This is a genomic window from Bacteroides sp. 1_1_14, assembly GCF_000162515.1.
In the GTDB taxonomy this organism is placed as follows: domain Bacteria; phylum Bacteroidota; class Bacteroidia; order Bacteroidales; family Bacteroidaceae; genus Bacteroides; species Bacteroides thetaiotaomicron.
Genome location: NZ_GG774702.1, coordinates 494,147 through 518,086, shown reverse-complemented (window position 1 = coordinate 518,086; position 23,940 = coordinate 494,147). Strand labels below are relative to the sequence as shown.

15 protein-coding genes are annotated in these 23,940 nt (G+C 43.5%); 10 read left to right on the top strand and 5 right to left on the bottom strand.

The window, feature by feature from the left end:
* Window positions 1–27: 27 nt before the first annotated feature.
* On the bottom strand, window positions 28–975 hold the full coding sequence (locus tag HMPREF9007_RS22415) for an SPFH domain-containing protein (RefSeq protein WP_008759870.1): 948 nt from the start codon (window positions 973–975) through the stop codon (window positions 28–30).
* A gap of 269 nt (window positions 976–1,244) precedes the next feature.
* Here HMPREF9007_RS22415 and HMPREF9007_RS22420 point away from each other — a divergent pair, with 269 nt between their 5' ends.
* Genes HMPREF9007_RS22420 through HMPREF9007_RS22430 form a run of 3 tightly spaced genes read left to right on the top strand, consistent with a single transcriptional unit; the run spans window position 1,245 to window position 5,482 of the window.
* A complete protein-coding gene (locus tag HMPREF9007_RS22420) occupies window positions 1,245–3,455 on the top strand; it encodes a S9 family peptidase (protein WP_008759869.1) in 2,211 nt (736 codons plus the stop codon).
* Complete coding sequence (gene lipA, locus HMPREF9007_RS22425; RefSeq protein WP_008759868.1) at window positions 3,455–4,303, top strand: lipoyl synthase; 849 nt, start codon at window positions 3,455–3,457, stop codon at window positions 4,301–4,303. The genes HMPREF9007_RS22420 and lipA overlap by 1 nt, the downstream gene beginning before the upstream one ends.
* A gap of 57 nt (window positions 4,304–4,360) precedes the next feature.
* Window positions 4,361–5,482, top strand: a complete 1,122-nt coding sequence (locus HMPREF9007_RS22430) for a hypothetical protein (protein ID WP_008759867.1) — start codon at window positions 4,361–4,363, stop codon at window positions 5,480–5,482.
* Here the strand turns inward: HMPREF9007_RS22430 and HMPREF9007_RS22435 are convergent.
* Genes HMPREF9007_RS22435 through HMPREF9007_RS22445 form a run of 3 tightly spaced genes read right to left on the bottom strand, consistent with a single transcriptional unit; the run spans window position 5,448 to window position 8,064 of the window.
* Complete coding sequence (locus HMPREF9007_RS22435) at window positions 5,448–6,152, bottom strand: SAM-dependent methyltransferase (RefSeq protein WP_008759866.1); 705 nt, start codon at window positions 6,150–6,152, stop codon at window positions 5,448–5,450. The genes HMPREF9007_RS22430 and HMPREF9007_RS22435 overlap by 35 nt on opposite strands.
* Window positions 6,153–6,192: 40 nt before the next feature.
* Window positions 6,193–7,200: a GldB family lipoprotein gene (locus HMPREF9007_RS22440; RefSeq protein ID WP_008759865.1), complete on the bottom strand. Its 1,008-nt coding sequence runs from the start codon at window positions 7,198–7,200 to the stop codon at window positions 6,193–6,195.
* 6 nt (window positions 7,201–7,206) lie between these two features.
* Window positions 7,207–8,064, bottom strand: coding sequence for an enoyl-ACP reductase (locus tag HMPREF9007_RS22445; RefSeq protein WP_008759864.1), 858 nt, complete (start codon window positions 8,062–8,064; stop codon window positions 7,207–7,209).
* Window positions 8,065–8,413: 349 nt separating this feature from the next.
* Here HMPREF9007_RS22445 and HMPREF9007_RS22450 point away from each other — a divergent pair, with 349 nt between their 5' ends.
* From HMPREF9007_RS22450 to HMPREF9007_RS22465, 4 genes are all read left to right on the top strand, one after another.
* Window positions 8,414–10,030, top strand: coding sequence for a glycoside hydrolase family 28 protein (locus HMPREF9007_RS22450; RefSeq protein ID WP_008759863.1), 1,617 nt, complete (start codon window positions 8,414–8,416; stop codon window positions 10,028–10,030).
* Window positions 10,031–10,181: 151 nt separating this feature from the next.
* Window positions 10,182–11,414: a DUF4861 domain-containing protein gene (locus tag HMPREF9007_RS22455; protein ID WP_008759862.1), complete on the top strand. Its 1,233-nt coding sequence runs from the start codon at window positions 10,182–10,184 to the stop codon at window positions 11,412–11,414.
* Between the two features lie 164 nt (window positions 11,415–11,578).
* Window positions 11,579–13,255: a glycoside hydrolase 43 family protein gene (locus tag HMPREF9007_RS22460; RefSeq protein ID WP_008759861.1), complete on the top strand. Its 1,677-nt coding sequence runs from the start codon at window positions 11,579–11,581 to the stop codon at window positions 13,253–13,255.
* Between the two features lie 73 nt (window positions 13,256–13,328).
* A complete protein-coding gene (locus HMPREF9007_RS22465) occupies window positions 13,329–13,979 on the top strand; it encodes an HAD family hydrolase (protein ID WP_008759860.1) in 651 nt (216 codons plus the stop codon).
* 112 nt (window positions 13,980–14,091) lie between these two features.
* On the opposite strand, the gene HMPREF9007_RS22470 is transcribed toward HMPREF9007_RS22465, so the two are convergent.
* Window positions 14,092–15,405 (bottom strand): right-handed parallel beta-helix repeat-containing protein, encoded by a 1,314-nt coding sequence (locus HMPREF9007_RS22470; protein WP_008759859.1) that lies wholly within the window; start codon window positions 15,403–15,405, stop codon window positions 14,092–14,094.
* Between the two features lie 344 nt (window positions 15,406–15,749).
* Between HMPREF9007_RS22470 and HMPREF9007_RS22475 the strand changes: the two genes are divergently transcribed.
* The 3 genes from HMPREF9007_RS22475 (at window position 15,750) to HMPREF9007_RS22485 (ending at window position 23,880) form a co-directional block, all read left to right on the top strand.
* Entirely contained in the window at window positions 15,750–20,045 is a 4,296-nt protein-coding gene (locus tag HMPREF9007_RS22475) for a hybrid sensor histidine kinase/response regulator transcription factor (RefSeq protein WP_008759858.1), read from the top strand.
* An 87-nt stretch (window positions 20,046–20,132) separates the two neighbouring features.
* Window positions 20,133–23,102, top strand: a complete 2,970-nt coding sequence (locus tag HMPREF9007_RS22480; RefSeq protein WP_008759857.1) for a sugar-binding domain-containing protein — start codon at window positions 20,133–20,135, stop codon at window positions 23,100–23,102.
* Window positions 23,103–23,652: 550 nt separating this feature from the next.
* Complete coding sequence (locus HMPREF9007_RS22485; protein WP_032850054.1) at window positions 23,653–23,880, top strand: hypothetical protein; 228 nt, start codon at window positions 23,653–23,655, stop codon at window positions 23,878–23,880.
* Window positions 23,881–23,940 lie beyond the last annotated feature (60 nt).

Below are 23,940 nucleotides of genomic sequence, written 5' to 3'. Positions count from 1 at the left end.
TACCTTCTTACCTTCTATTTTTATTTATTAATGATTCAACGTACCTGTATTGACTACCGGCTGTGCAGCCTCATCCGCACAAAGAACTACAAGCAGATTACTGACCATCGCCGCCTTCTTGTCCTCGTCCAATTCAACAATTTCTTCTTCAGAAAGTTTATGCAAAGCCATACGTACCATTGATACGGCACCCTCCACAATCTTTTCACGGGCACTGATAATGGCCGAAGCCTGCTGGCGACGCAACATGACGGCTGCAATCTCCGGAGCATAAGCCAGATAGTTGATGCGGGCTTCCACTATTTCCATTCCGGCCATCGCCAGACGTTCGTTAAGCTGGTGTTCCAACTGATCATTGATTTCATCGCCACCGCTCCGCAATGTCAATTCATCCGAATTCGCTTCGTTATCATCGTAAGCATACAATCCTGCCACCTGACGGAGAGCAGCATCACTCTGCACACGCACAAAATCTTCAAAAGCATTCATTCGTCCGGCAACGGTTACACTCATCTGTCCGGTTCCTTTATTATCCGCCATCGTCTGTGCATCGATTTCGAACATGGCCTTATACGTATCCTTCAGTTTCCAGACAAGCACCAGTCCTATCAGAATGGGGTTACCAATCTTATCATTCACCTTGATAGGTTCTATATCCAGATTACGGGCACGCAAAGAGAGCTTTTTCTTATTCATAAAAGGATTCACCCAAAAGAAACCGGTTTCGGTAAAGGTACCCTTGTACTTTCCGAAGAATACCATAGCCCGGGCTTCGTTCGGTTCCTGAGAAAAATATCCGGGAATCATCAGAATAGCTGCCGCAAGAAAGAGGATCAGCAGCAGGAACAAAACAATACTTCCTTTAAAAAGGACAAAGCTCATCACAATCAGAAGAGGCAGTATCGCCAAATTAACAAACAAGGCTACAAACCCATTAATAACCACGTCATTGTACTGAAATTCTTTTGCATTCATAGGACTAAATTTTGATATTATTTTGATATCACAAATATATCACTTTCCATTCTGATAATGCAAGGGGAAAGACTCTTTTTTCTCCGCAATACATCATTTTTAACTAAACAGCAGTCATCCGATACTAAACAAATTTAAAAGGCGTAAGAAAATAAGGGTTTAATTCAAACAAAAACAGGATGTACTTTGAGGTATTTAAGTTTATTGTTATTTTTGCAGGGTATGAACTTAACCCCCTTAAACAAGTAAAATATAAAACGATTTATAAAATGAGAAAAGTAAGTTTAGCCCTGCTCCTCTGCCTTCTCTGCCTCGCCGGAATGGCACAAGGACAAAAGGCACTTGATTTAAAAGATATTACCTCCGGACGCTTCCGCCCGGAAAATATTCAGGGAGTCATCCCCACACCAGATGGAGAGCACTACACACAAATGAACGCCGACGGTACGCAAATCATCAAATACTCATTCCGCACAGGAGAAAAGGTAGAGGTGATCTTTGACGTGAACCAGGCACGTGAATGTGACTTCAAGAATTTCGACAGCTATCAGTTCTCACCCGATGGTGACAAATTGCTGATTGCTACCAAAACGACCCCGATATACCGGCATTCATACACAGCTGTGCATTATATATACCCTTTGAAACGAAATGATAAGGGAGTTACGACAAACAACATTATTGAACGGCTGTCCGACGGCGGACCTCAACAGGTCCCCGTCTTTTCTCCCGACGGAACGATGATCGCTTTCGTGCGTGACAATAATATATTTCTCGTAAAGCTGCTCTACGGTAACAGCGAAAGTCAGGTGACCGAAGATGGCAAGCAAAATACAGTTCTCAACGGTATCCCCGACTGGGTATATGAGGAAGAGTTCGGTTTCAACCGTGCCCTGGAGTTCAGTGCCGATAATACCATGATTGCTTTCATCCGCTTCGACGAATCGGAAGTTCCTTCTTATTCTTTTCCGATGTTCGCGGGAGAAGCACCGCAGATTACTCCTTTGAAAGACTATCCGGGCGAATATACCTACAAGTATCCGAAAGCCGGATACCCGAACTCGAAAGTAGAAGTACGTACGTACGACATCAAATCGCACGTGACCCGCACCATGAAGCTTCCGATAGATGCAGACGGATATATCCCCCGCATCCGCTTCACGAAAGATGCCAGCAAACTTGCCGTCATGACATTGAACCGCCATCAGGATCGTTTCGACCTTTATTTTGCCGATCCGCGCTCAACACTCTGCAAGTTAGTGTTGCGTGATGAGTCACCTTATTATATTAAGGAGAACGTGTTCGATAATATCAAGTTCTATCCGGAAACTTTCAGTTTGCTTAGCGAACGTGACGGTTTCAGCCATCTTTACTGGTACAGCATGGGGGGAAACCTTATCAAGAAAGTAACCAATGGCAAATATGAAGTGAAGGATTTTCTGGGTTATGACGAAGCAGACGGTTCTTTCTATTATACCAGCAATGAGGAAAGTCCCTTGCGTAAAGCAGTTTACAAGATCGATAAGAAAGGTAAAAAGACAAAGTTGTCTCAACGTGAAGGAACCAATACGCCGTTATTCAGCAAATCGATGAAGTATTACATGAACAAATTCTCGAATCTGGATACTCCTATGCTGGTTACACTGAACGACAATACAGGCAAAACCTTAAAAACGCTTATCACCAACGACCAGTTGAAACAAACGTTAGCCGGCTATGCCATCCCGCAAAAAGAGTTCTTTACCTTCCAGACTACGGACGGGGTAACTTTGAATGGATGGATGATGAAGCCTGTCAACTTCTCCGCATCCAAGAAATATCCGGTGCTGATGTACCAATATAGCGGTCCGGGATCACAACAAGTTCTGGATACTTGGGGAATCAGTTGGGAGACTTACATGGCCAGCCTCGGCTATATCGTTGTATGTGTAGACGGTCGTGGCACAGGAGGCCGCGGAGAAGCGTTCGAGAAATGCACTTATCTCAAAATCGGTGTGAAAGAAGCCAAAGACCAGGTCGAAACAGCTCTTTATTTAGGCAAACAGCCGTATGTGGATAAAGACCGTATCGGTATCTGGGGATGGAGCTATGGCGGATACATGACATTGATGAGTATGAGCGAAGGAACTCCGGTGTTCAAAGCCGGTGTAGCTGTTGCCGCACCTACCGACTGGCGTTTCTACGACACCATATATACAGAACGTTTCATGCGCACCCCGAAAGAAAACGCAGAAGGATACAAAGAATCATCCGCTTTCACACGGGCCGACAAGCTGCACGGCAATCTGTTGCTGGTACATGGTATGGCAGACGATAATGTTCACTTCCAGAACTGTGCTGAATACGCCGAGCATCTGGTGCAGTTGGGCAAACAATTTGATATGCAAGTATATACCAATCGTAATCATGGCATATACGGCGGCAACACCCGTCAGCATCTATATACACGATTGACCAACTTCTTCCTCAACAATTTGTAATGGCTGACAGAGTGCGCAAGCCTGAATGGCTGAAAATAAATATCGGTGCCAACGACCGTTACACCGAAACTAAAAGAATTGTCGACTCCCACTGCCTGCATACGATATGCAGCAGTGGGCGTTGTCCCAACATGGGAGAATGCTGGGGAAAAGGAACTGCCACATTTATGATCGGTGGTGACATCTGCACCCGAAGCTGCAAATTCTGCAACACACAAACCGGACGCCCGCATCCACTGGATGCCAACGAACCGACACACGTAGCGGAGTCTATCGCTCTTATGAAACTAGATCATGCGGTAGTTACTTCGGTAGACCGTGACGACCTTCCCGATCTGGGAGCCGGACATTGGGCACATACCATTCGTGAGATCAAACGACTGAATCCGCAGACCACAATCGAAGTACTGATACCCGATTTTCAGGGTAGAATGGAACTGGTAGACCTAGTGATAGAAGCCAATCCCGATATTATTTCCCATAATATGGAGACGGTAAGACGCATCAGTCCCCTGGTTCGCAGTGCGGCCAACTATGATACCAGCCTGCAAGTGATCGGTCACATCGCCCGAAGCGGAACAAAATCAAAAAGCGGTATTATGGTGGGGTTGGGAGAAACTCCACAGGAAGTGGAAACCATTATGGACGACCTGCTGGCAGTCGGCTGCCAGATTCTTACGATAGGACAATATTTGCAGCCTACACACCGGCATTATCCGGTTGCCGAGTATGTGACGCCACAACAATTCGCCACTTACAAAACCATCGGTTTAAAGAAAGGATTCAGCATTGTAGAGAGTGCTCCTCTCGTTCGTTCATCCTATCATGCAGAGAAACACATTCGATAGAAAACAAAACACATTCCCTATTTGTTTTATAGGTAAAACCGGCAAATAAACATAAAGATGGATCATAAAGGAACACTTTCTTCCGCGTTTAACATGTCATTGGGTTTTATCCCCGTTATTATTTCCATTTTATTGTGTGAATTTATAACGCAAGACACGGCTATTTACATCGGTACTGGTATAGGTATCGTAGGGATATACCTATTACTACACCGTAAAGGAGCGCTAATTCCTAATTTTATTCTTTATATTGCCACCGGAATGCTGGCACTGCTGTCACTTGCAGCCTTGATTCCCGGTGACTATGTTCCGCCAGGTGCTCTGCCTCTTACCCTGGAAGTCAGTATCCTCATTCCGATGCTGATACTCTATATGCATAAAAAGAGATTTATCAACCACTTTCTGAGACAGATAGGCTCCTGCAATAAGCGCTTGTATGCGCAAGGAGCAGAGGCGGCAGTTGTTTCGGCCCGTTTTGCATTGATCTTCGGTATCCTGCATTTTATTATTATCAGTATTGTCGTTGCCAGTCAGGACCCTTTAAGCCAGACAAGCATGGTGATACTTTATAAGGTATTTCCCCCTGTCGTATTTGTGATGAGTATCCTGTTCAATCAGATTGCTATCCGGTATTTCAACCATCTGATGTCGCACACGGAATACGTGCCCATAGTCAACACAAAAGGAGATGTCATCGGAAGAAGCCTTGCCATAGAAGCCCTCAACTATAAGAATGCCTATATCAATCCGGTCATAAGAATAGCCGTATCTACTCACGGGATGCTGTTTCTTTGCGATAGACCGATGAATGCCATCCTGGATAAAGGGAAAACAGACATACCAATGGAATGCTATCTCCGCTATGGTGAATCCCTCACGGAAGGAGTAAACCGCCTGGTGCACAATGCGCTTCCACACGCAACGGAAGACTTCAAGCCGGAGTTTAACATTGTCTATCACTTCGAGAATGAAACAACCAACCGGCTCATCTATCTTTTCATCGTCGATATCAAAGATGATTCTATCCTTTGCACTCCCCGTTTCAAGAACAGTAAGCTATGGAGTTTCAAACAGATAGAAGAAAATATGGGCAAAGGCTTTTTCAGCAGTTGCTTCGAAGATGAATACGAACACTTGAAAGATGTTATTTGTATAAGAGAAAAATACAAGGAATCTTAGACAATTCGGGAATATGCCCTTTCCAGTCTTTCACCGTGCGGGTTTGTATAAACTCGCCCTCGCAAGTAATATTGGCAGCAATACATAGTTTTGTCTGCGGCCGGCAATTCTGCAAGATATCTTCTATCATTTTATGATTCCGGTAAGGAGTTTCGATAAATAACTGTGTCTGACTTTCAGCGTAGACACGCTGCTCCAGTGCCTTCAACTTCTTAGCCCGTTCTCCCGGTTCTATCGGCAGGTAACCATGAAAGGCAAAGCTCTGTCCATTGAATCCCGAAGCCATCACTGAAAGAATAATAGAGGAAGGACCTACCAGAGGAATCACTTTCAGTTTCTGGCGCTGGGCAATGGCAACCACATCTGCTCCCGGATCGGCAACGGCAGGACAGCCCGCCTCCGAAATCACCCCCATTGAGGCTCCACTCGCCAAAGGTTTCAGATAACCAGATATATCTTCGGGAGAAGTATGCTTATTCAAAGGATAAAAAGTCAGCGAATCAATATCAATTTCCCGGTCAACCTTCTTCAGAAAGCGACGGGCAGAACGAACATCTTCGACAATAAAATGCCGGATACCACGAATAATCTCCGTATTATAAGAAGGTAACACCTGTTCAAGAGGTGTATCGCCCAATGTAACGGGCAACAGGTAAAGAGCAGTTTCCACTTTAGGTAATAGGTGATAAGTAATAAGTAATAGGTATGGACTAGAGTTTCAGGTAACCGGACTCTTCGAACATACTCTGATAATCGGTAAGCTCCAGCAGATCCTTTATTTTAAGATCTTTATGCTTTTTCATGTAGGATGCTATAATCCGTGCTCCCACCCACGAACCGATCAATGCAGGGGCTTGTCCTCCCAACATATCAACAGTCGGCGCCGGTTTCATATAGTAGCGGATCACCATCGGGTCACGTGCGTGCAGATGATCGTTTGCACAGATATACTCCCAGATATCCTTTTCATTCTTCCTGCACCATTCGTTCTCCTGATCCGAGTATCCCATTGCCTGGCCAATATCGTCATAACCAAGCAGATGCTGCACCACATAATTGATTTTGCCGGAATGCATCATCAGATCGACCAGACAAGTACCTTCATGATAGTTCATTTCGTAACGGCTAAGGAGATAGAATGCGAAACAATCCGGCACAATCCGTTCCGGACGCATCGAAGTACATTGATAGTCATAGTAGAAACGTTTGTAGAGAGGATAGTCTTCTCCCATATACTTATCGAGGCTGATTCCCAGCAATGTATCTACCAGAATGATTGATTCATTGAATGCGGATATCTGCGAATAAATAAATGGTATTTTCGTATCGGGGACTTCCTTCTTCAGCTTCCGGAATCCTTTGGTGAGTCCTTTTTCTACTTCGTCAAGATTGGGATATTTAGCTTCTACATCGCTCAGCAAACGAAGCAAGGTGCTATCCGAGTAGAATTTTTGCAAACGCTGAGAAATGGTGTCGTCCTTCACCGTACCGATAGACAGTACATCTTCTATCAGAATCTTTGTCGGCTGACGATAGTCCATTGTCAGTTTCTGCATAGCGGAAAAGCTGTTGGAGCGAACATATTCGCTCAACAGCTTATCGTATCTCAGAACAGAAATCCCTTCTTCCTTCTGCTCCGCAACCTTTCCTGTGCTTAAGCCGCAGGAGGCGAAAAGCATACCTATTAATATAGTAAGAAGAGAGATCCGTAGTTTCATAACCTTTTATCCGTAAATGATATTACCATTTTCGTCCATGTACTCATCCAGTCCTTTTTCGTAAGTAGCCATTGCACGAAGACTCATACCTACGCTGGAGAAACCACCGTCATGGAATAAGTTCTGCATAGTCACTTTACGGGTAAGGTCGGAGAACATCACGATACAATAATCCGCACATTCGTCAGCTGTTGCATTTCCAAGCGGAGACATACGGTTAGCGAAATCATACAGCTTATCCATACCTTTCACTCCCGAACCGGCAGTAGTAAAGGTAGGCGACTGTGAAATCGTATTCACACGTACGCTATGCTCACGACCGTAGATGTACCCGAAACTGCGTGCGATAGATTCCAGCAGGGCTTTAGCATCTGCCATGTCATTGTAGCCGTAAAAAGTACGCTGAGCAGCGACATAACTCAAAGCTACGATAGAACCATATTCCGCAATAGCGTTCAGTTTCTTGGCGGACTGAATCATTTTATGGAACGATACAGCCGAAATATCCAATGTCTTGTCCAACATTCCATAGTCAAGGTCATCATAAGTACGTTTCTTGCGCACGTTAGGAGACATACCGATAGAGTGCAATACAAAATCAATTTGTCCGCCCAATATATCCATAGATGTCTTGAATACATTCGTCAGATCTTCCACACTGGTGGCATCTGCCGGCACTACCTGACAGTTTAGTTTTTCAGCTAATGCATTGACTTCACCCATACGGATAGCCATCGGAGTATTTGATAATGTAATAGTTGCACCTTCTTCCACGGCGCGCTCTGCTACTTTCCAGGCGATAGACTGGTCGTTCAGTGCACCGAAGATAATTCCTCTTTTTCCTTTCAACAAGTTGTTACTCATATCTTCTAATAGTTAAATTTTGTGCAAAGATAGTATCTTTCTGCATAAAAACACGAGAAGTGTGCAAATATTAGACATAAATGACAAAAAATACACGTATTCTATCAATAACTCCACATCTGCCTGAAGTTTCCCCCTTATCTTTGCCAATGATAATTAAGAGGTTTTTTCATAATATTTATTTTAAGGTTAGAATTAGGTTAACATGAATTTGTCTTATTCCTTTCCGGCAGGCTGCCTGCGAGAGGTCGCCTGCGGAGGGAGATAAGAGTTATGAGAAGCCATCTTAGAAATCGAAAGAGAATACCAGAAAAACAATAAATGTATAACCCTATAGAAAAGTTACTAAATGAACACAATGACAAGAAGACTCCTCTGGATGGTCGTATGTTGTTTGCCGTTTGTCTCGGGATGCAAACAAAGTGAGTGCGCAATAAGCGAAAACGCAATAGATGACACCATTTACCAGAATTTACCTTTCGAAATGCCGAAAGTACAGCAGCCGGTTTTTCCTGCTTATGAGGTAAATATCTCTAAATTCGGAGCCAAGGGGGATGGGATGACCCTGAATACGAAAGCAATCAACGATGCTATAAAAGAAGTAAACCAACGTGGCGGAGGTAAAGTTATCATCCCAGAAGGCACTTGGCTGACCGGACCTATCGAACTGCTCAGCAACGTGAATCTTTATACAGAACGCAATGCCCTGATACTCTTCACCGGTGACTTTGAAGCATATCCTATCATCCCCACTTCTTTCGAAGGATTGGAAACACGCCGCTGTCAATCACCGATTTCTGCTCGTAATGCAGAGAATATCGCTATCACAGGATATGGAATATTTGACGGAAACGGAGACTGCTGGCGTCCGGTGAAGAAGGAAAAACTAACAGCTTCGCAATGGAATAAACTGGTAAAATCGGGTGGTGTACTCGATGAACAGGAAAGAATATGGTATCCTACCGCCGGTTCGCTGAAAGGTGCAATGGCCTGCAAAGACTTCAATGTGCCCGAAGGCATCAACACGGACGAAGAATGGAATGAAATCCGTGCATGGTTGCGCCCCGTATTACTGAGTTTCGTGAAAAGCAAGAAGATTTTGCTGGAAGGAGTCACTTTCAAGAACTCACCGAGCTGGTGTCTGCATCCGTTGTCATGTGAAGACTTTACAGTGAATAATATTCAGGTAATCAATCCCTGGTATTCTCAGAACGGAGATGCACTCGATCTGGAATCTTGCAAGAATGCACTGATCCTGAATAGTGTATTCGATGCGGGTGACGATGCCATCTGTATCAAATCGGGCAAAGATGAGAACGGCCGCCGCCGCGGAGAACCTTGCCAGAATGTAATCGTAAAGAATAATACGGTATTACATGGGCATGGCGGATTTGTAGTAGGCAGTGAAATGTCCGGTGGTGTGAAGAATATCTATGTAGAAGATTGTACATTCCTGGGAACAGATGTAGGTCTGCGCTTCAAAAGTACCCGCGGACGTGGCGGTGTTGTAGAAAACATCTATATCAACAACATCAATATGATCAATATACCGAACGAACCGTTACTTTTCGACCTGTTCTATGGTGGCAAAGGAGCCGGAGAAGAATCGGAAGAAGATCTGCTGAGCCGTATGAAGACGGCGATTCCTCCTGTAACCGAAGAGACTCCTGCGTTCCGTGATATTCATATATCAAATGTCATTTGCAGAGGTTCGGGACGTGCGATGTTCTTCAACGGACTTCCGGAAATGCCTATCCGTAACGTAACTGTGAAGAATGTTGTGATGACGGAAGCTACTGACGGAGTCGTTATCAGTCAGGTAGACGGTGTCACACTCGAAAATATTTATGTAGAATCAACCAAAGGAAAGAATATACTGAATGTCAAAAGCGCCAAGAATCTGAAAGTCGATGGAGAGACTTATGAAGAGATTGACGCCAAAGGACAGATATTGAATTTCAAATAAGAGATTCCACCACAGAAAACCACAAAATCATTATATAGAGTAAAAAGCTCAAATAGCAGACTAATTTATCTTCCAAAGATAAGCCGGTCTGCTATTTTTTCAATTACTTTTGCAGAAAGAAATACGACGTATAATATCATGCCTTAAAATCATGAAGAAGAATATTTTTATCATCACACTCCTTGTCGGGTGCTGCTCTCTGTCCGCCTGGGCTCAAAAACAGGAGAAAACCATTACTGTAGAAGTAAACAATAACTGGAACCGTGCCAAGACGGATGAACCGGTAGTAATCAACTTGCGTGACTTGCATACCGGATTTAAAGTAAAGTCTGCCGTAGTAATGGAAGGAAGCACTGAAATTCCTTCTCAGCTGGACGACCTGAACAGAGACCGTAAGATGGATGAACTGGCATTCGTTACCAGCCTCCCTGCTCACGGAAGAAAAACATTTCAGGTAACCCTGTCTTCTGAAAAGAGTACGAAAACCTATCCGACACGGGTTTATGCGGAAATGTTCATTGCTGACCCGAGAAAAGGAAAGCATCAGTCAGTACAGGCAATCACTGTCCCTGGTACAAGTAATATATATAGTATGGTCCGTCCTCATGGTCCTGTACTGGAATCGGAACTGGTAGGCTATCGTCTTTACTTTAACGAAAAACAGACACCGGATATCTACGGTAAGTTCAATAAAGGACTGGAAATCAAAGAATCTCAGTTCTACCCTACTGACGAACAGTTAGCAAGAGGATTCGGTGACGATGTCCTCCGGGTATTCGACAGTTGCGGTCCGGGTGCTTTCAAAGGATGGGACGGAAAGAAAGCAACTCATATCACTCCGGTGGCTACCCGTACGGAACGTATCATCTCTTACGGTCCGGTGCGTGTCATCGCAGAAATCGAAGTGACAGGCTGGAAATATCAAAATGCGGAATTGGACATGATGACCCGTTACACACTCTATGCCGGACACCGTGATCTTCGTATCGAGGCATTCTTCGACGAGCCTATTAAGAACGAAGTGTTCTGTACAGGCGTTCAGGATATTGTCGGTACCGCAGAATCTTACTCGGATCACAAAGGGCTTGTCGGCAGTTGGGGAACAGACTGGCCGGTAAACGATACCGTGAAATATGCCAAAGAAACAGTAGGTCTTGGGACCTGCATTCCCCAACGATATGTGAAATCGGAAGAGAAAGACAAAGACAACTACCTCTACACCATCACATCTCCGGGAAGCAAATACTTACAGTATCACACCACTTTCACTTCCATGAAAGAAACTTTCGGCTATAAGACACCGGAAGCATGGTTCGCTTATCTCCGCGAATGGAAAGAAGAATTGGCACATCCGGTAACGGTCAAAATAAAAGATATTCATTAAACAAAGCATACAAATACAGTTAAACAATCAAATACTGGAGTATTTACCAGTTTTTATACCGACTCTGCACAATTATTACTCCTTTGTGCGGAGTCTTTTTTTTACCTTTGCCCCATTGAGAGACTTCAACTGAATCTTTAATATCAAACTATTATAACTATATCATGAAACGATTGACACAGACTTTAGCTTTTTGCCTGCTAACTGTTTTCACTGCGGTAGCACAGAAAAACTATGTATCCGAAGTATGGATTTCCGATCTCGGAAATGGTAAATACAAGAATCCGGTGCTCTATGCCGATTATTCCGATCCGGACGCTTGCCGCGTAGGAGATGATTTCTATATGACTTCTTCCAGTTTCAACTGTCTGCCGGGATTGCAGATTCTACATTCCAAGGATTTAGTGAACTGGACGATTATCGGAGCTGCTGTTCCCTATGCCCTCACCCCTATTGAAACACCGGAACGTCCGGAACACGGCAACCGTGTCTGGGCACCCAGTATCCGCCACCATAACGGAGAGTTTTATATCTTCTGGGGAGACCCGGATCAAGGCGCTTTCATGGTAAAAGCCAAAGACCCGCAAGGTCCGTGGACGGAACCTGTTCTGGTTAAACCGGGAAAAGGAATCATCGATACCTGCCCGCTTTGGGATGAAGACGGAAAAGTATATCTGGTACACGCCTATGCAGGAAGCCGCGCCGGACTGAAAAGTGTAATCACCATCTGTGAATTGAATAAGGAAGCGACCAAAGCCATCACCCCCTCACGCATTATCTTCGACGGTCACGAAGCACACCAGACGTGTGAAGGCCCGAAGTTTTATAAAAGGAACGGCTATTATTATATCTTCCATCCGGCAGGCGGTGTGCCAACCGGTTGGCAGGTAGTACTTCGTTCTAAAAATGCGTATGGTCCTTATGAATGGAGAACTGTACTGGCGCAGGGTGATTCTCCCGTCAATGGACCTCACCAGGGAGCTTGGGTAGACACTCCTTCCGGAGAAGACTGGTTCTTCCACTTTCAGGATGTAGGCGCTTATGGTCGCCTTGTTCACTTGCAACCGATGAAGTGGGTGAATGACTGGCCTGTAATCGGTATCGACAAAGATGGTGACGGTTGCGGCGAACCGGTAATGACCTACAAAAAGCCGAATGTAGGAAAGATATATCCCATCTGTACACCGCAAGAAAGCGACGAATTCGACGGATATATACTCTCTCCGCAATGGCAGTGGCACGCTAATATCAATGAGAAATGGGCATATTATGCCGGAGACAAAAGTTATGTCAGACTATACTCTTATCCGGTAGTAGCGGATTATAAGAATTTGTGGGATGTAGCTAATCTGTTGTTGCAAAAAACTCCTTCGGACAATTTCACCACCACAATGAAACTGACCTTCATGCCTAATCCCAAACTGAAAGGTGAACGTACAGGTTTGGTAGTAATGGGCAGGGATTATGCAGGATTGATTCTGGAAAATACGGACAAAGGTCTTGTGCTGTCTCAAATTGAATGTAAAAAAGCAGATAAAGGAGAAGCGGAACAGGTAAACTCTTCTGTCGGTCTTACCCAAAACACGGTATACCTAAAGGTACGTTTCAGTTGCGACGGCAAGAAAATTAAAGCCAGTGAAGGAGGTAACGACCTCATTGTGATGTGCAACTTCAGTTATAGCCTTGACGGAAAGAAGTTCTTGCCATTAGGCAACCCTTTTCAGGCAAGGGAGGGACAATGGATTGGCGCCAAAGTCGGCATGTTCTGTACCCGTCCGGCTATTGTTACCAATGATGGAGGATGGACAGATGTAGACTGGTTCCGAATTACAAGGAAATGATTCGTTTTTTATTCCTATCTTTGTAAGCAGAAAGAAAGGAAAACAGGATTAACATAAAAAAACAAGAAGTTCAATGAAGAAACTAGTCATTTTCGATTTGGATGGTACATTACTGAATACCATTGCCGACCTTGCACACAGTACAAATTATGCCTTGAATAAGTTAGGATATCCCACACATGAGATCGAGAAATATAACTTCATGGTAGGAAACGGCATCGACAAACTTTTTGAGCGTGCCTTGCCGGAAGGAGAAAAGTCCAAAGAGAATGTACTGCGCGTACGCAAGGAATTCGTCCCTTACTATGACATTCATAATGCCGATGACAGCCGCCCTTATCCCGGTATTCCGGAATTGCTCTCATACTTACAGGATGCAGGTATTCAAATTGCTGTGGCTTCCAACAAATATCAGGCAGCCACCCAAAAGTTGATTGACCATTATTTTCCGGAAATCCATTTTACCGCTGTGTTCGGGCAACGTGAAGGGATAAAGGTTAAACCCGATCCAACCGTTGTATTCGATATTCTGGAAGTTGCCAAAGTAACCAAAGAAGAAGTGCTGTACGTGGGTGATTCCGGCGTGGATATGCAAACGGCTGCTAATGCCGGAGTGACAGTTTGTGGAGTAACATGGGGATTCCGCCCACGTGCCGAACTGGAAGAATTCAGTCCTCAATATATTGTAGATACCGCTGAGGAGATCAAACGTCTTATTCTCTAATATCTGAATCTACAGAAAGATCTCATTCTTCAAGCTGTACGATAGATCTATGCGGATTATATCAACATAGATCTATCATGCAGCTATTTTTCTTCAATAACAGAACAATATTTTAAAGATTCTGCGCAGAGAATTGAAAACCGATTCCCGCATCATATAATTTACTATTTCTTTTTAACTTCAGAAAATCAATATCCGGCAGACTTCCATCCGCTTTGCGAGGCAATGTTAACTGAGCAGGATCCAAACTCACAAAATCATCCTCACCTACGGTCATATCTACAGGAAGAAAAGAATTATTGATAATCGTACATTCCTCCCGATTCACATCGACAATATGTTTTCCTGCAGCCCTCGGCTTATATGACAAATTATTCCGAATAATATGATCATATCCGTCCACGTCCACTATTTCTCCGGCAGACTTACGATTCAGCATACAGAAATTAGACGGATTCTGATAACCGGTATTATTGAACCAGGAAATTCCTCCCAAATGGTGATTGGCATAAAATCCTTTGTTCTTGTTTTTATATGCCAGACAATTCTTCACTACATGGTGTGGAATCTCATTCGGCATCTTCACTTTTGAGCGCATACCATAGCCACCCGCTTTAAACCCTGTACCATCTCCCGCACCCACAAATCCTCCGGGCTTATATCCATTATAAAACGCCCAGCAATCTTCAATCGTATAAGCTGCTTGTGCCTTTATCAAATCAAAACCGTCATCACTATTGTACCAGGCCCGACATCCTTTAAACACATTTCCCGTATAGGAGGCAGAAGCCGGATGCCCACCGAAGCCATCCACATTTCCACCGGTACCATTCTCAGATACAGGGTCAAAATTATTATAAGCATCACAGTTCAGTACGAGATTATGACTTCCCCGCACCAAATAAAAACCAATAGCCATGCCATCGTGCATCGCCAGATTCTCGTAAATATTATGATTTCCACCTTGATTGTATATACACTCCGACTGAGTATGCTCCCGGATAGTAACCTGTGTTTTGATAATCTCAAAATTGCGGAAATGGAGGTAAGAGCCTGATACATAAAAGACAGATACCCGTTTACCCTCCGGCTTTACTTCAGCCAGATTGAATATCGGACGTTCATCCTGATAACCTGTATAGCAGATTCTCTTGGCCTGAGTGCCACTTTTATTCATTTCAAAAACATAAGCGCGCAAATGATCTCCTCCCATCATCTGCTCTTCCCGTATCCGATACTCGCCTCCGCGAATATATACCGTATCTCCGGGAACGACTTTTGACTGCGCTTTTTGTAAAGTAGCGAAAGGTTTGTCAAGCGTGCCCGCATTTGAATCATCACCATTGGTAGCTACAAAATAATTCGTAGCCGAAAGAGACAGGAAACACCCCATAAAAAAAAGACTAATACCTATATGCTTTTTCATTATGCTTATATTTAAAAACCTATTGAAAACTGATTTCCATTTTACTGTTGTTAATGTGCTTCTTTATTACCTGACTCTTATCTTCTACCTCTAAACAAATATTCTGTAACCGGAAGTTTTTTCCAGTTACCGTTTTCATGCCGCTAAATTACAGCTTTCTTTATAGTTTAGAATGTACATGCGTACACAAAGCCTAGAAAATCGTATTTCACCTGAGATTTACATCAAGAATGAACGATAATACATCGTTTCTTTGTTTTTCCGTACGCTATTACATCCTCTATTCTAAAAAGAAAATTAACTTTGTAACCATTAATAATAATGTAGAATCGTAGAAATCAAATATGAAAAATGCACTGCTGATATTCGCATTCTTATCTTTCTATCTCAGTTCAGTACATGCATCTGTCGAGATACGTTCGAACAAACTGACCACCGGTGACGGACTGGCGAATAATTCCATCCGATATATGTTTCAGGACAGCAAGGGATTTATGTGGATGGGAACCGTCAACGGATTAAGCTATTATGACGGCAACTCTTTTGTCAGTATCTACCCGGACCCTAATCTGCCGATTTCATTGGCCGACCCACGCATCCGGAATATGGAAGAAGATTCTAACGGTTTTTTATGGATCGCCACCCTCTCTTCTTTATATAGCTGTTACGATTTAAAACATGGGCGCTTCGTCGATTTCACCGGTTGCGGAGAATACAAACAGAGCTATTCGAAAAAAATCATTGCATCCGACCAGTCTATCTGGTTGTGGGATAACAATAACGGATGCCGTCGTGTCGTCTATCAGGATGGCCAGTTCTCGTCGCAGGCATACAAAAAAGAATTAGGCAACCTATCTTCTGACAAGGTACTGTTTGTCTACGAAAGCAATGACAGCCCCGGACATGTATGGATAGGAACCAAGCAAGGATTATGGAAATACCATGACGGCAAACTGGAAGCAATGGATACACAGAGAGAAAGCTGGGAACATATCTTTTCTTATGACCAATATACCTGCATTATTACCGGAAAAAAAGAAATCTACCGCCACTCTCTTTCCAATAACCGACTGGAGAAAATCGCTTCATTAACCGAACTCGGAGATACAGGTGTAATCACCGGAAGCCTCCGCCTGCAACATCAATGGGTGATGTTTACCGCCACTGGCAGTTACATCCTAGATCCCGTAACGGGAAAGCTGCGCCAGTTCTCCCGCCTGAATATTAAAAACGGTAACGTCACCAGAGACAATAAAGGGAATGCATGGGTACACAACTATACCGGCAACGTATGGTATGTCAATACCAGCACTGGCGACATCAAACATTTTCAGTTTCTTTCATCCGAGCATTTGGGATATATCGATGTAGAACGTTACTCTATCATTCATGATTCACGGGATATCATCTGGATTACGACTTACGGAAACGGACTCTTTGCCTACGATCTGAATACCGGCGATCTGCAGCACTTCACTTTTGAAGTCAGTCACTCCAGCCATATCAATTCCAATTATCTGCAATATATCATTGAAGACCGTTCCGGGGGTATCTGGGTGAGTTCCGAATTCTCCGGATTATCTCATCTGGAGATTCTGAATAAAGGAACGTTACGTATCTATCCGAATGGCGAAGATGCTTCTGACCGCTCCAACACGATACGTATGCTTTTACGTGGCAAAAACGGTAATGTATATATGGCAAACCGCATGGGTACCCTATATGAATATGATGCCGACCTGAAAAATATACTTCGTAGAGAGAAGTTTACACATAACGTATACAGTATGTGCGAAGATAATGAAGGACAGTTATGGTTGGGTATGCGTGGTATAGGATTACGTATCGGGGCTGACCAATGGTACCGATATAACAGTAAGGATAATAACTCCTTATCAAACGACAATGTCTACTTAATCTACCGTGACCGCAAAGGGCGGATGTGGATAGGAACATTTGGCGGAGGATTGAATTTGGCTGTCAAAACAGGCAACGGTTATCAATTCAAGCATTTCTTTCAAGGCAGTTATGGAGAAAAACGGGTACGCGTCATACAGGAAGACCGCAACGGCATGATGTGGGTGGGTACCAACAACGGTATTTATATCTTCCATCCGGACTCACTGATCAACTCCCCCAAGAATTACGTACTTTACAATCATGTCAATGAAACATTCCCCAGCAATGAAATCCGCTGTCTGGTGAATGATCATGAAGGAAATATGTGGATTGGAACAACGGGAGCAGGCTTTGCCATCTGCTATCCGGGAAATGACTACCAACATCTGACTTTCGATTGTTATAGTATTAAAGACGGATTGCCCAACGGAGTCATACAGTCGATTGTTGAAGATCAGGACAATAAAATGTGGATTGCGACCGAATATGGCATTTCCCGCTTCACCCTCGCCACCAAGCAAATAGAGAATTATTATTTTTCTTCACATACACTGGGGAATGTATACTCTGAAAATACGGCTTGCATAAATGCTGACGGAAGATTACTTTTCGGTACGAACTACGGCCTGGTAGTTCTCGATGCCAATAAAGTGGAAAACATGGAAAAACTTGCATCGACCGTATTCACAGGGCTTCACATCAATGGAGCGCATATGCTGCCCGGTATGGATGATTCCCCTCTCAACGAAACCATGTCCTATACAGGGCAGTTAAACTTGAAACATTATCAAAATTCATTTGTCATTGCCTTTTCAACATTCAACTTTTTAAGCGGAGCATCCAAATATTCTTATCGGATGCCTCCATATGATTCGGAATGGAGCATCCCTTCAGCACAAAATTTGGCAACGTACCGTAATCTTCCTCCCGGTAAATACCAGTTGCAAGTGAAAGCCTGCAATGTAGCCGGCGTATGGGGGGAAGAAAGTACTATGGAGATTGTCATAGCTCCTCCTTTCTGGCAGACGACCTGGGCCTATCTGATTTATCTGGTATTCATTGGAATCGTCTGTTATTTCAGTTTCCATATCATACGAAATTTCAACAGATTACGCAATCGCATCGCTGTTGAGAAGCAATTGACCGAATATAAGCTGGAATTCTTCACCAATATATCCCACGAATTCCGTACACCGCTTACTCTGATTCAAGGTGCTCTCAACAAGCTAATCAATATAGAGAATCCTCCCAAAGAGATGCAACGTCCTTTAAAAACCATGGATAAAAGCACTCAGAGAATGTTACGCCTCATCAATCAGCTACTTGAATTCAGAAAGATGCAGAAAAACAAACTGGCCTTATCTTTGGAAGAGACGGACGTCATTGCTTTCCTTTATGAAATCTTCCTGAGTTTCAAGGATACAAGCGAGTCCAAAAACATCGATTTCAGTTTTGAGCCGTCACAACCTGCTTATAAAATGTTTATTGATAAAGGCAATTTAGACAAGGTTACCTACAACCTCCTATCCAATGCTTTCAAGTATACTCCTTCTAACGGAAAGATTATATTCAAAATAGATATTCAGGAAGACAAGCAACAGCTTCGTATACAAGTCATAGATAACGGGATCGGCATACCCAAAGAAAAACGTTCTGAACTGTTCAAGCGTTTCATGCAAAGCAGTTTCTCTCATAGCAGTGTCGGAGTAGGTCTCCACTTGACACACGAACTGGTACAGGTACATAAAGGTAATATCAGTTATGATGAAAATGAGGGAGGCGGTTCTGTCTTTACCGTCCTATTGCCGACTAATTCTGATATCTATCAGGAGAAAGATTTCCTGATTCCCAATCAGTTATTAACCGAAGAAGAGGAACAGCACTCCAAAGATTTTCTCAGAAATGAAACGTCAGAGGATACTTTCCAGCCTCCTGTCGATCCTTTGAACAAACGCAAAGTTTTGATTATAGAAGATGATACTGATATCCGTGAATTCCTAAGAGAAGAAATAGGAGTTTACTTTGAAGTTGAAGTAGCTGCTGACGGAACATCCGGTTTTGAAAAAGCAAGTACGTATGATGCTGATTTAATTGTTTGTGACGTTCTGATGCCGGGAATGAATGGATTTGAAGTGACACGCAAACTTAAAAATGAATTTACCACCAGCCATATCCCCATCATATTACTGACTGCCCTCAATATAGAAGAGAAATATCAGGAAGGAATTGAATCCGGAGCTGATGCGTATATCACGAAGCCATTCAATGTCTCTTTACTACTGGCAAGAATCTTCAAGTTAATCGAGCTACGGGATAAACTGCGCCAAAAATATTCTAACGAACCGGGATTGGCTCATTCCATTATCTGTACCAATGACAAGGATCAGAAGTTCTCGGTAAAGCTGAATGAAGTATTGAATGAGCACATGATCGATACCGATTTTTCGGTCAATGACTTTGCCGGAATAATGGGACTAGGACGTACTGTATTCTATAAAAAAGTACGGGGAGTGACCGGTTATTCTCCTTACGAATATTTACGTGTCATGCGGATGAAAAAGGCTGCTGAAATGTTATTGACAGAAGATCTCACCATAGCCGAAGTCGCCTATAGCGTAGGCATCAACGATCCGTTCTACTTCAGTAAATGTTTCAAGAACCAATTCGGGGTATCTCCATCTGCCTATCGGAAAAAGCTGTCTGAAGATGAAAATGAACCCATAAATGATGCCGACGTATGATCTTACAGGTTTTCCGTACTAATTTAATGGGTGTTTCTTTCATTGATGTACTTTCTTTGCCAATGAAAAATTAATCATTAAGAAATCATGAGAAACAAACTCTTTCTATTTGTATTTCTGTTTGCAGTGCTGGCTATTGTTGATAGTCACGCTTTCGAACGCAAAAAATACAATTTCAACAGTGAATGGCGTCTGCAAATCGGAGACTTTCCCGAAGCTAAACAATCTCAATTCGACGATAGCCGGTGGAAAGCGGTCACTTTACCGCATGCCTTTAATGAAGATGAAGCCTTCAAAGTGTCCATCGAACAGCTGACGGACACAGTGGTATGGTATCGGAAACACTTTCGGATTCCGGCTTCCGGTAAAAAACAAAAAGTATTCATCGAATTTGAAGGAGTGCGCCAAGCCGGTGACTTCTATTTGAACGGACAATATCTGGGAAAACACGAAAACGGAGTAATGGCGGCAGGCTTCGACCTGACACCTTATATTAAAGAAGGTGACAATGTACTGGCAGTACGTACGGACAATGACTGGATGTATCGCGAAAAAAGTACTAACTCCAAGTTCCAGTGGAACGACCGTAACTTCAACGCAAACTACGGTGGCCTGCCCAAGAATGTATTCTTGTACGTTACAGATGAAGTGTATCAGACTCTTCCTTTATACAGTAATCTGAAAACTACCGGAGTTTATATTTATGCTAAAGACATCGACGTAAAAGGACGCACTGCCACCATCCATGCAGAATCGGAAGTAAAAAACGACAGTCGTGAACCACGCCAATTTAGCTACCAGGTGGTCTTGCTGGATACTGACGGCAAACAGGTGAAAAGCTTCGAAGGTGAGAAAGTAACCTTACAAGGTGGCGAAACAAGGGTAGTGAAAGCTGCTTCCAAAGTAAATAATCTCCATTTCTGGAGTTGGGGATATGGGTATCTTTATACTGTCCAGACGATTCTAAAAGACAATAAGAATCAAGTCTTTGATGAAGTAAGTACTCGTACAGGTTTTCGCAAGACACGATTTGCAGAAGGCAAAATATGGTTGAATGATCGTGTGATCCAGATGAAAGGATATGCACAGCGCACCAGTAATGAATGGCCGGCGGTAGGCCTGTCCGTTCCGGCATGGCTTAGTGACTACTCCAATGGCCTGGTAGTAAAAGGCAATGGTAATCTGGTACGCTGGATGCATGTTACCCCATGGAAACAAGACGTAGAGTCCTGCGACCGTGTAGGCCTGATTCAGGCGATGCCGGCAGGAGATTCCGAGAAAGACCGTACAGGACGCCAATGGGATCAGCGTACAGAACTAATGCGCGATGCGATTATCTACAACCGTAATAATCCAAGTATCTTATTTTATGAATGTGGAAACAAAGGTATCAGCAGAGAGCATATGATAGAAATGAAAGCTATCCGTGATCAATACGATCCTTTCGGCGGACGTGCTATTGGTTCTCGTGAAATGCTGGACATTCGTGAAGCTGAATATGGCGGAGAAATGCTTTATATCAACAAGAGCGTGCATCACCCGATGTGGGCTACAGAATATTGTCGTGACGAAGGTTTGAGAAAATATTGGGATGAATACAGCTATCCTTTCCACAAAGAAGGAGACGGACCGTTACATCGTAACCAACCTGCAACAGACTACAATCACAATCAGGACATGCTGGCGATAGCAATGATCCGCTGTTGGTATGATTATTGGCGTGAGCGTCCAGGGACAGGTCGCAGAGTCAGTTCCGGAGGGGCCAAAATCATTTTCTCGGATACCAACACACACCACCGTGGTGAAGAAAACTATCGCAGAAGTGGAGTAACGGACCCTATGCGCATCGAAAAAGATGCTTTCTTTGCACATCAGGTCATGTGGAACGGATGGGTAGATACGGAAGAAGACAATACCTATATCATCGGTCATTGGAACTATCCCGCAAATACAGTAAAACCGGTCTATGTCGTTTCTACAGGTGAAGAAGTAGAACTGTTCCTGAACGGTCAGTCACTAGGAAAAGGCAAACGCGAATACAATTTCCTGTTCACCTTTGACAATGTGGCTTTTAAAGCCGGTAAACTGGAAGCAGTCAGCTACAACAAGGCCGGTAAGGAAATAAGCCGCTATGCTGTAAGCACGGTTGGTGAACCTGCCGGACTGAAACTGACAACGATACAAAATCCGGAAGGATTCCATGCGGACGGAGCTGACCTGGCATTAATACAGGTAGAAGTGGTAGATAAGGATGGGAAACGCTGTCCGCTTGACAACCGTACCATTCAATTCGACCTGAAAGGGAATGCCGAATGGCGCGGAGGCATCGCACAAGGAAAAGACAATTATATTCTTAATACCAGTCTCCCTGTGGAATGTGGTATTAACCGTGCTCTTATCCGCAGCACTACCCAAGCCGGCAAGATCACTCTGACCGCTAAAGCAGAAGGGCTCCCCAGCGCTACAATTACATTAGAAACCCTTCCCGTCAAAGTTAGCAACGGATTGAGTACATATTTACCTCAGATGACTCTGAAAGGAAATCTGGATAAAGGTGAAACACCTCTTACCCCATCTTACAAAGACACAAAACGTGATATACGTATTGTATCCGCTAAAGCCGGAGCCAACAATGAAACTGTAAACCAAAGCTTCGACGATAATGAAAGAAGCGAATGGATGAATGACGGAAAACTCAGCACCGCCTGGATTACATATACGCTCGAAAAAGAAGCTGCAATAGATGATATCTGTATCAAATTGAATGGATGGCGTTCACGTAGTTATCCTTTGGAAGTATTTGCCGGCAATACTATGATCTGGAGTGGAGATACGAATAAAAGCCTGGGGTATGTTCATCTTAATGTGGAAAAGCCGGTACGTTCCAAACAAATTACCATCCGTCTGAAAGGTAATACCAGCGATCAGGATGCTTTCGGACAGATCACTGAAGTTGCGGCAAAAGCAGCAAATGATATGGAACTCGAAGCAAAAGCGAACAAGAATAATGCTAATCTGAGAATTATTGAAATAGAGTTTCTGGAAGCAATCAAATAGAATAAAACATTTTCTCCCACCATAAAGGAGATATGTAAAAGAAGGTGTCACAAAAACCGTATTGCCCCATAGGAACAAAAGATTAGTACGGAGAAACAACCGTCAATGAACCGTTCAGTAAGCTATTATGCAGGCTAGATTAATGTATCCGGTCAGTAACAATAGATTGTTTCATGTACGTGGTCCCATCAGTCTACGTACATGAGCCATTGGGTTTACGTACGTGAGCCGAACGGTTCATGAACATGGAACGAAGACATAAAACCGACTTAACAGATTAATCAAACCTTGCTTGCATATTAAGGTTACCGGGCTTTGTTCTTAATGTAAGCAGCATACCTTGGAAACATTAAGGTGTAAACAGCGTACATTGACGCCCAAAATGATGTTTTTAACACATGCAGGCAAAACCCTCAAGCTGACTATCTATCATCTGATAATCAAGACTTTAAATAAAAGATTCATCAAGGAGAGGTGACAATAAGGTAAGCGTCTCCGCGATGCCATCTTTCCTTAATTTTTGTATTTTCTTACCTTTGGCTCAAAAAACATGGAAGCCAACCCCATTTACCCCTTAATTATTGCGGACTACAAGGCTCATCTTCGCGATGCTTCTATTCCTCATTTAAGTTTTCATTCTTTCTGCCGTCAGTACAAGGTAAGAATAAAAAGTGTCCGTCAATGGATGCATCGTCACGGCTTGGATGTTACCACCATGCGTTACGATGCCCTTTTGGAAGAATGCAATCATTCTCCTGAACAGCTCTTACGCATATAAAGCGCGAATATGATTTTCCTTTGTCTCACCCGGAGATGCATTCAGACTCCTATGTTCTGC

What these genes read in the sequence shown, in the direction of transcription:
- HMPREF9007_RS22445 (WP_008759864.1), bottom strand. Translation starts at nt 8,064, where the DNA reads ATGAGTAACAACTTGTTGAAAGGAAAAAGAGGAATTATCTTCGGTGCA.
- lipA (WP_008759868.1), top strand. Translation starts at nt 3,455, where the DNA reads ATGGCTGACAGAGTGCGCAAGCCTGAATGGCTGAAAATAAATATCGGT.
- HMPREF9007_RS22440 (WP_008759865.1), bottom strand. Translation starts at nt 7,200, where the DNA reads ATGAAACTACGGATCTCTCTTCTTACTATATTAATAGGTATGCTTTTC.
- HMPREF9007_RS22465 (WP_008759860.1), top strand. Translation starts at nt 13,329, where the DNA reads ATGAAGAAACTAGTCATTTTCGATTTGGATGGTACATTACTGAATACC.
- HMPREF9007_RS22460 (WP_008759861.1), top strand. Translation starts at nt 11,579, where the DNA reads ATGAAACGATTGACACAGACTTTAGCTTTTTGCCTGCTAACTGTTTTC.
- HMPREF9007_RS22470 (WP_008759859.1), bottom strand. Translation starts at nt 15,405, where the DNA reads ATGAAAAAGCATATAGGTATTAGTCTTTTTTTTATGGGGTGTTTCCTG.
- HMPREF9007_RS22480 (WP_008759857.1), top strand. Translation starts at nt 20,133, where the DNA reads ATGAGAAACAAACTCTTTCTATTTGTATTTCTGTTTGCAGTGCTGGCT.
- HMPREF9007_RS22420 (WP_008759869.1), top strand. Translation starts at nt 1,245, where the DNA reads ATGAGAAAAGTAAGTTTAGCCCTGCTCCTCTGCCTTCTCTGCCTCGCC.
- HMPREF9007_RS22430 (WP_008759867.1), top strand. Translation starts at nt 4,361, where the DNA reads ATGGATCATAAAGGAACACTTTCTTCCGCGTTTAACATGTCATTGGGT.
- HMPREF9007_RS22475 (WP_008759858.1), top strand. Translation starts at nt 15,750, where the DNA reads ATGAAAAATGCACTGCTGATATTCGCATTCTTATCTTTCTATCTCAGT.
- HMPREF9007_RS22450 (WP_008759863.1), top strand. Translation starts at nt 8,414, where the DNA reads ATGAACACAATGACAAGAAGACTCCTCTGGATGGTCGTATGTTGTTTG.
- HMPREF9007_RS22485 (WP_032850054.1), top strand. Translation starts at nt 23,653, where the DNA reads ATGGAAGCCAACCCCATTTACCCCTTAATTATTGCGGACTACAAGGCT.
- HMPREF9007_RS22415 (WP_008759870.1), bottom strand. Translation starts at nt 975, where the DNA reads ATGAATGCAAAAGAATTTCAGTACAATGACGTGGTTATTAATGGGTTT.
- HMPREF9007_RS22455 (WP_008759862.1), top strand. Translation starts at nt 10,182, where the DNA reads ATGAAGAAGAATATTTTTATCATCACACTCCTTGTCGGGTGCTGCTCT.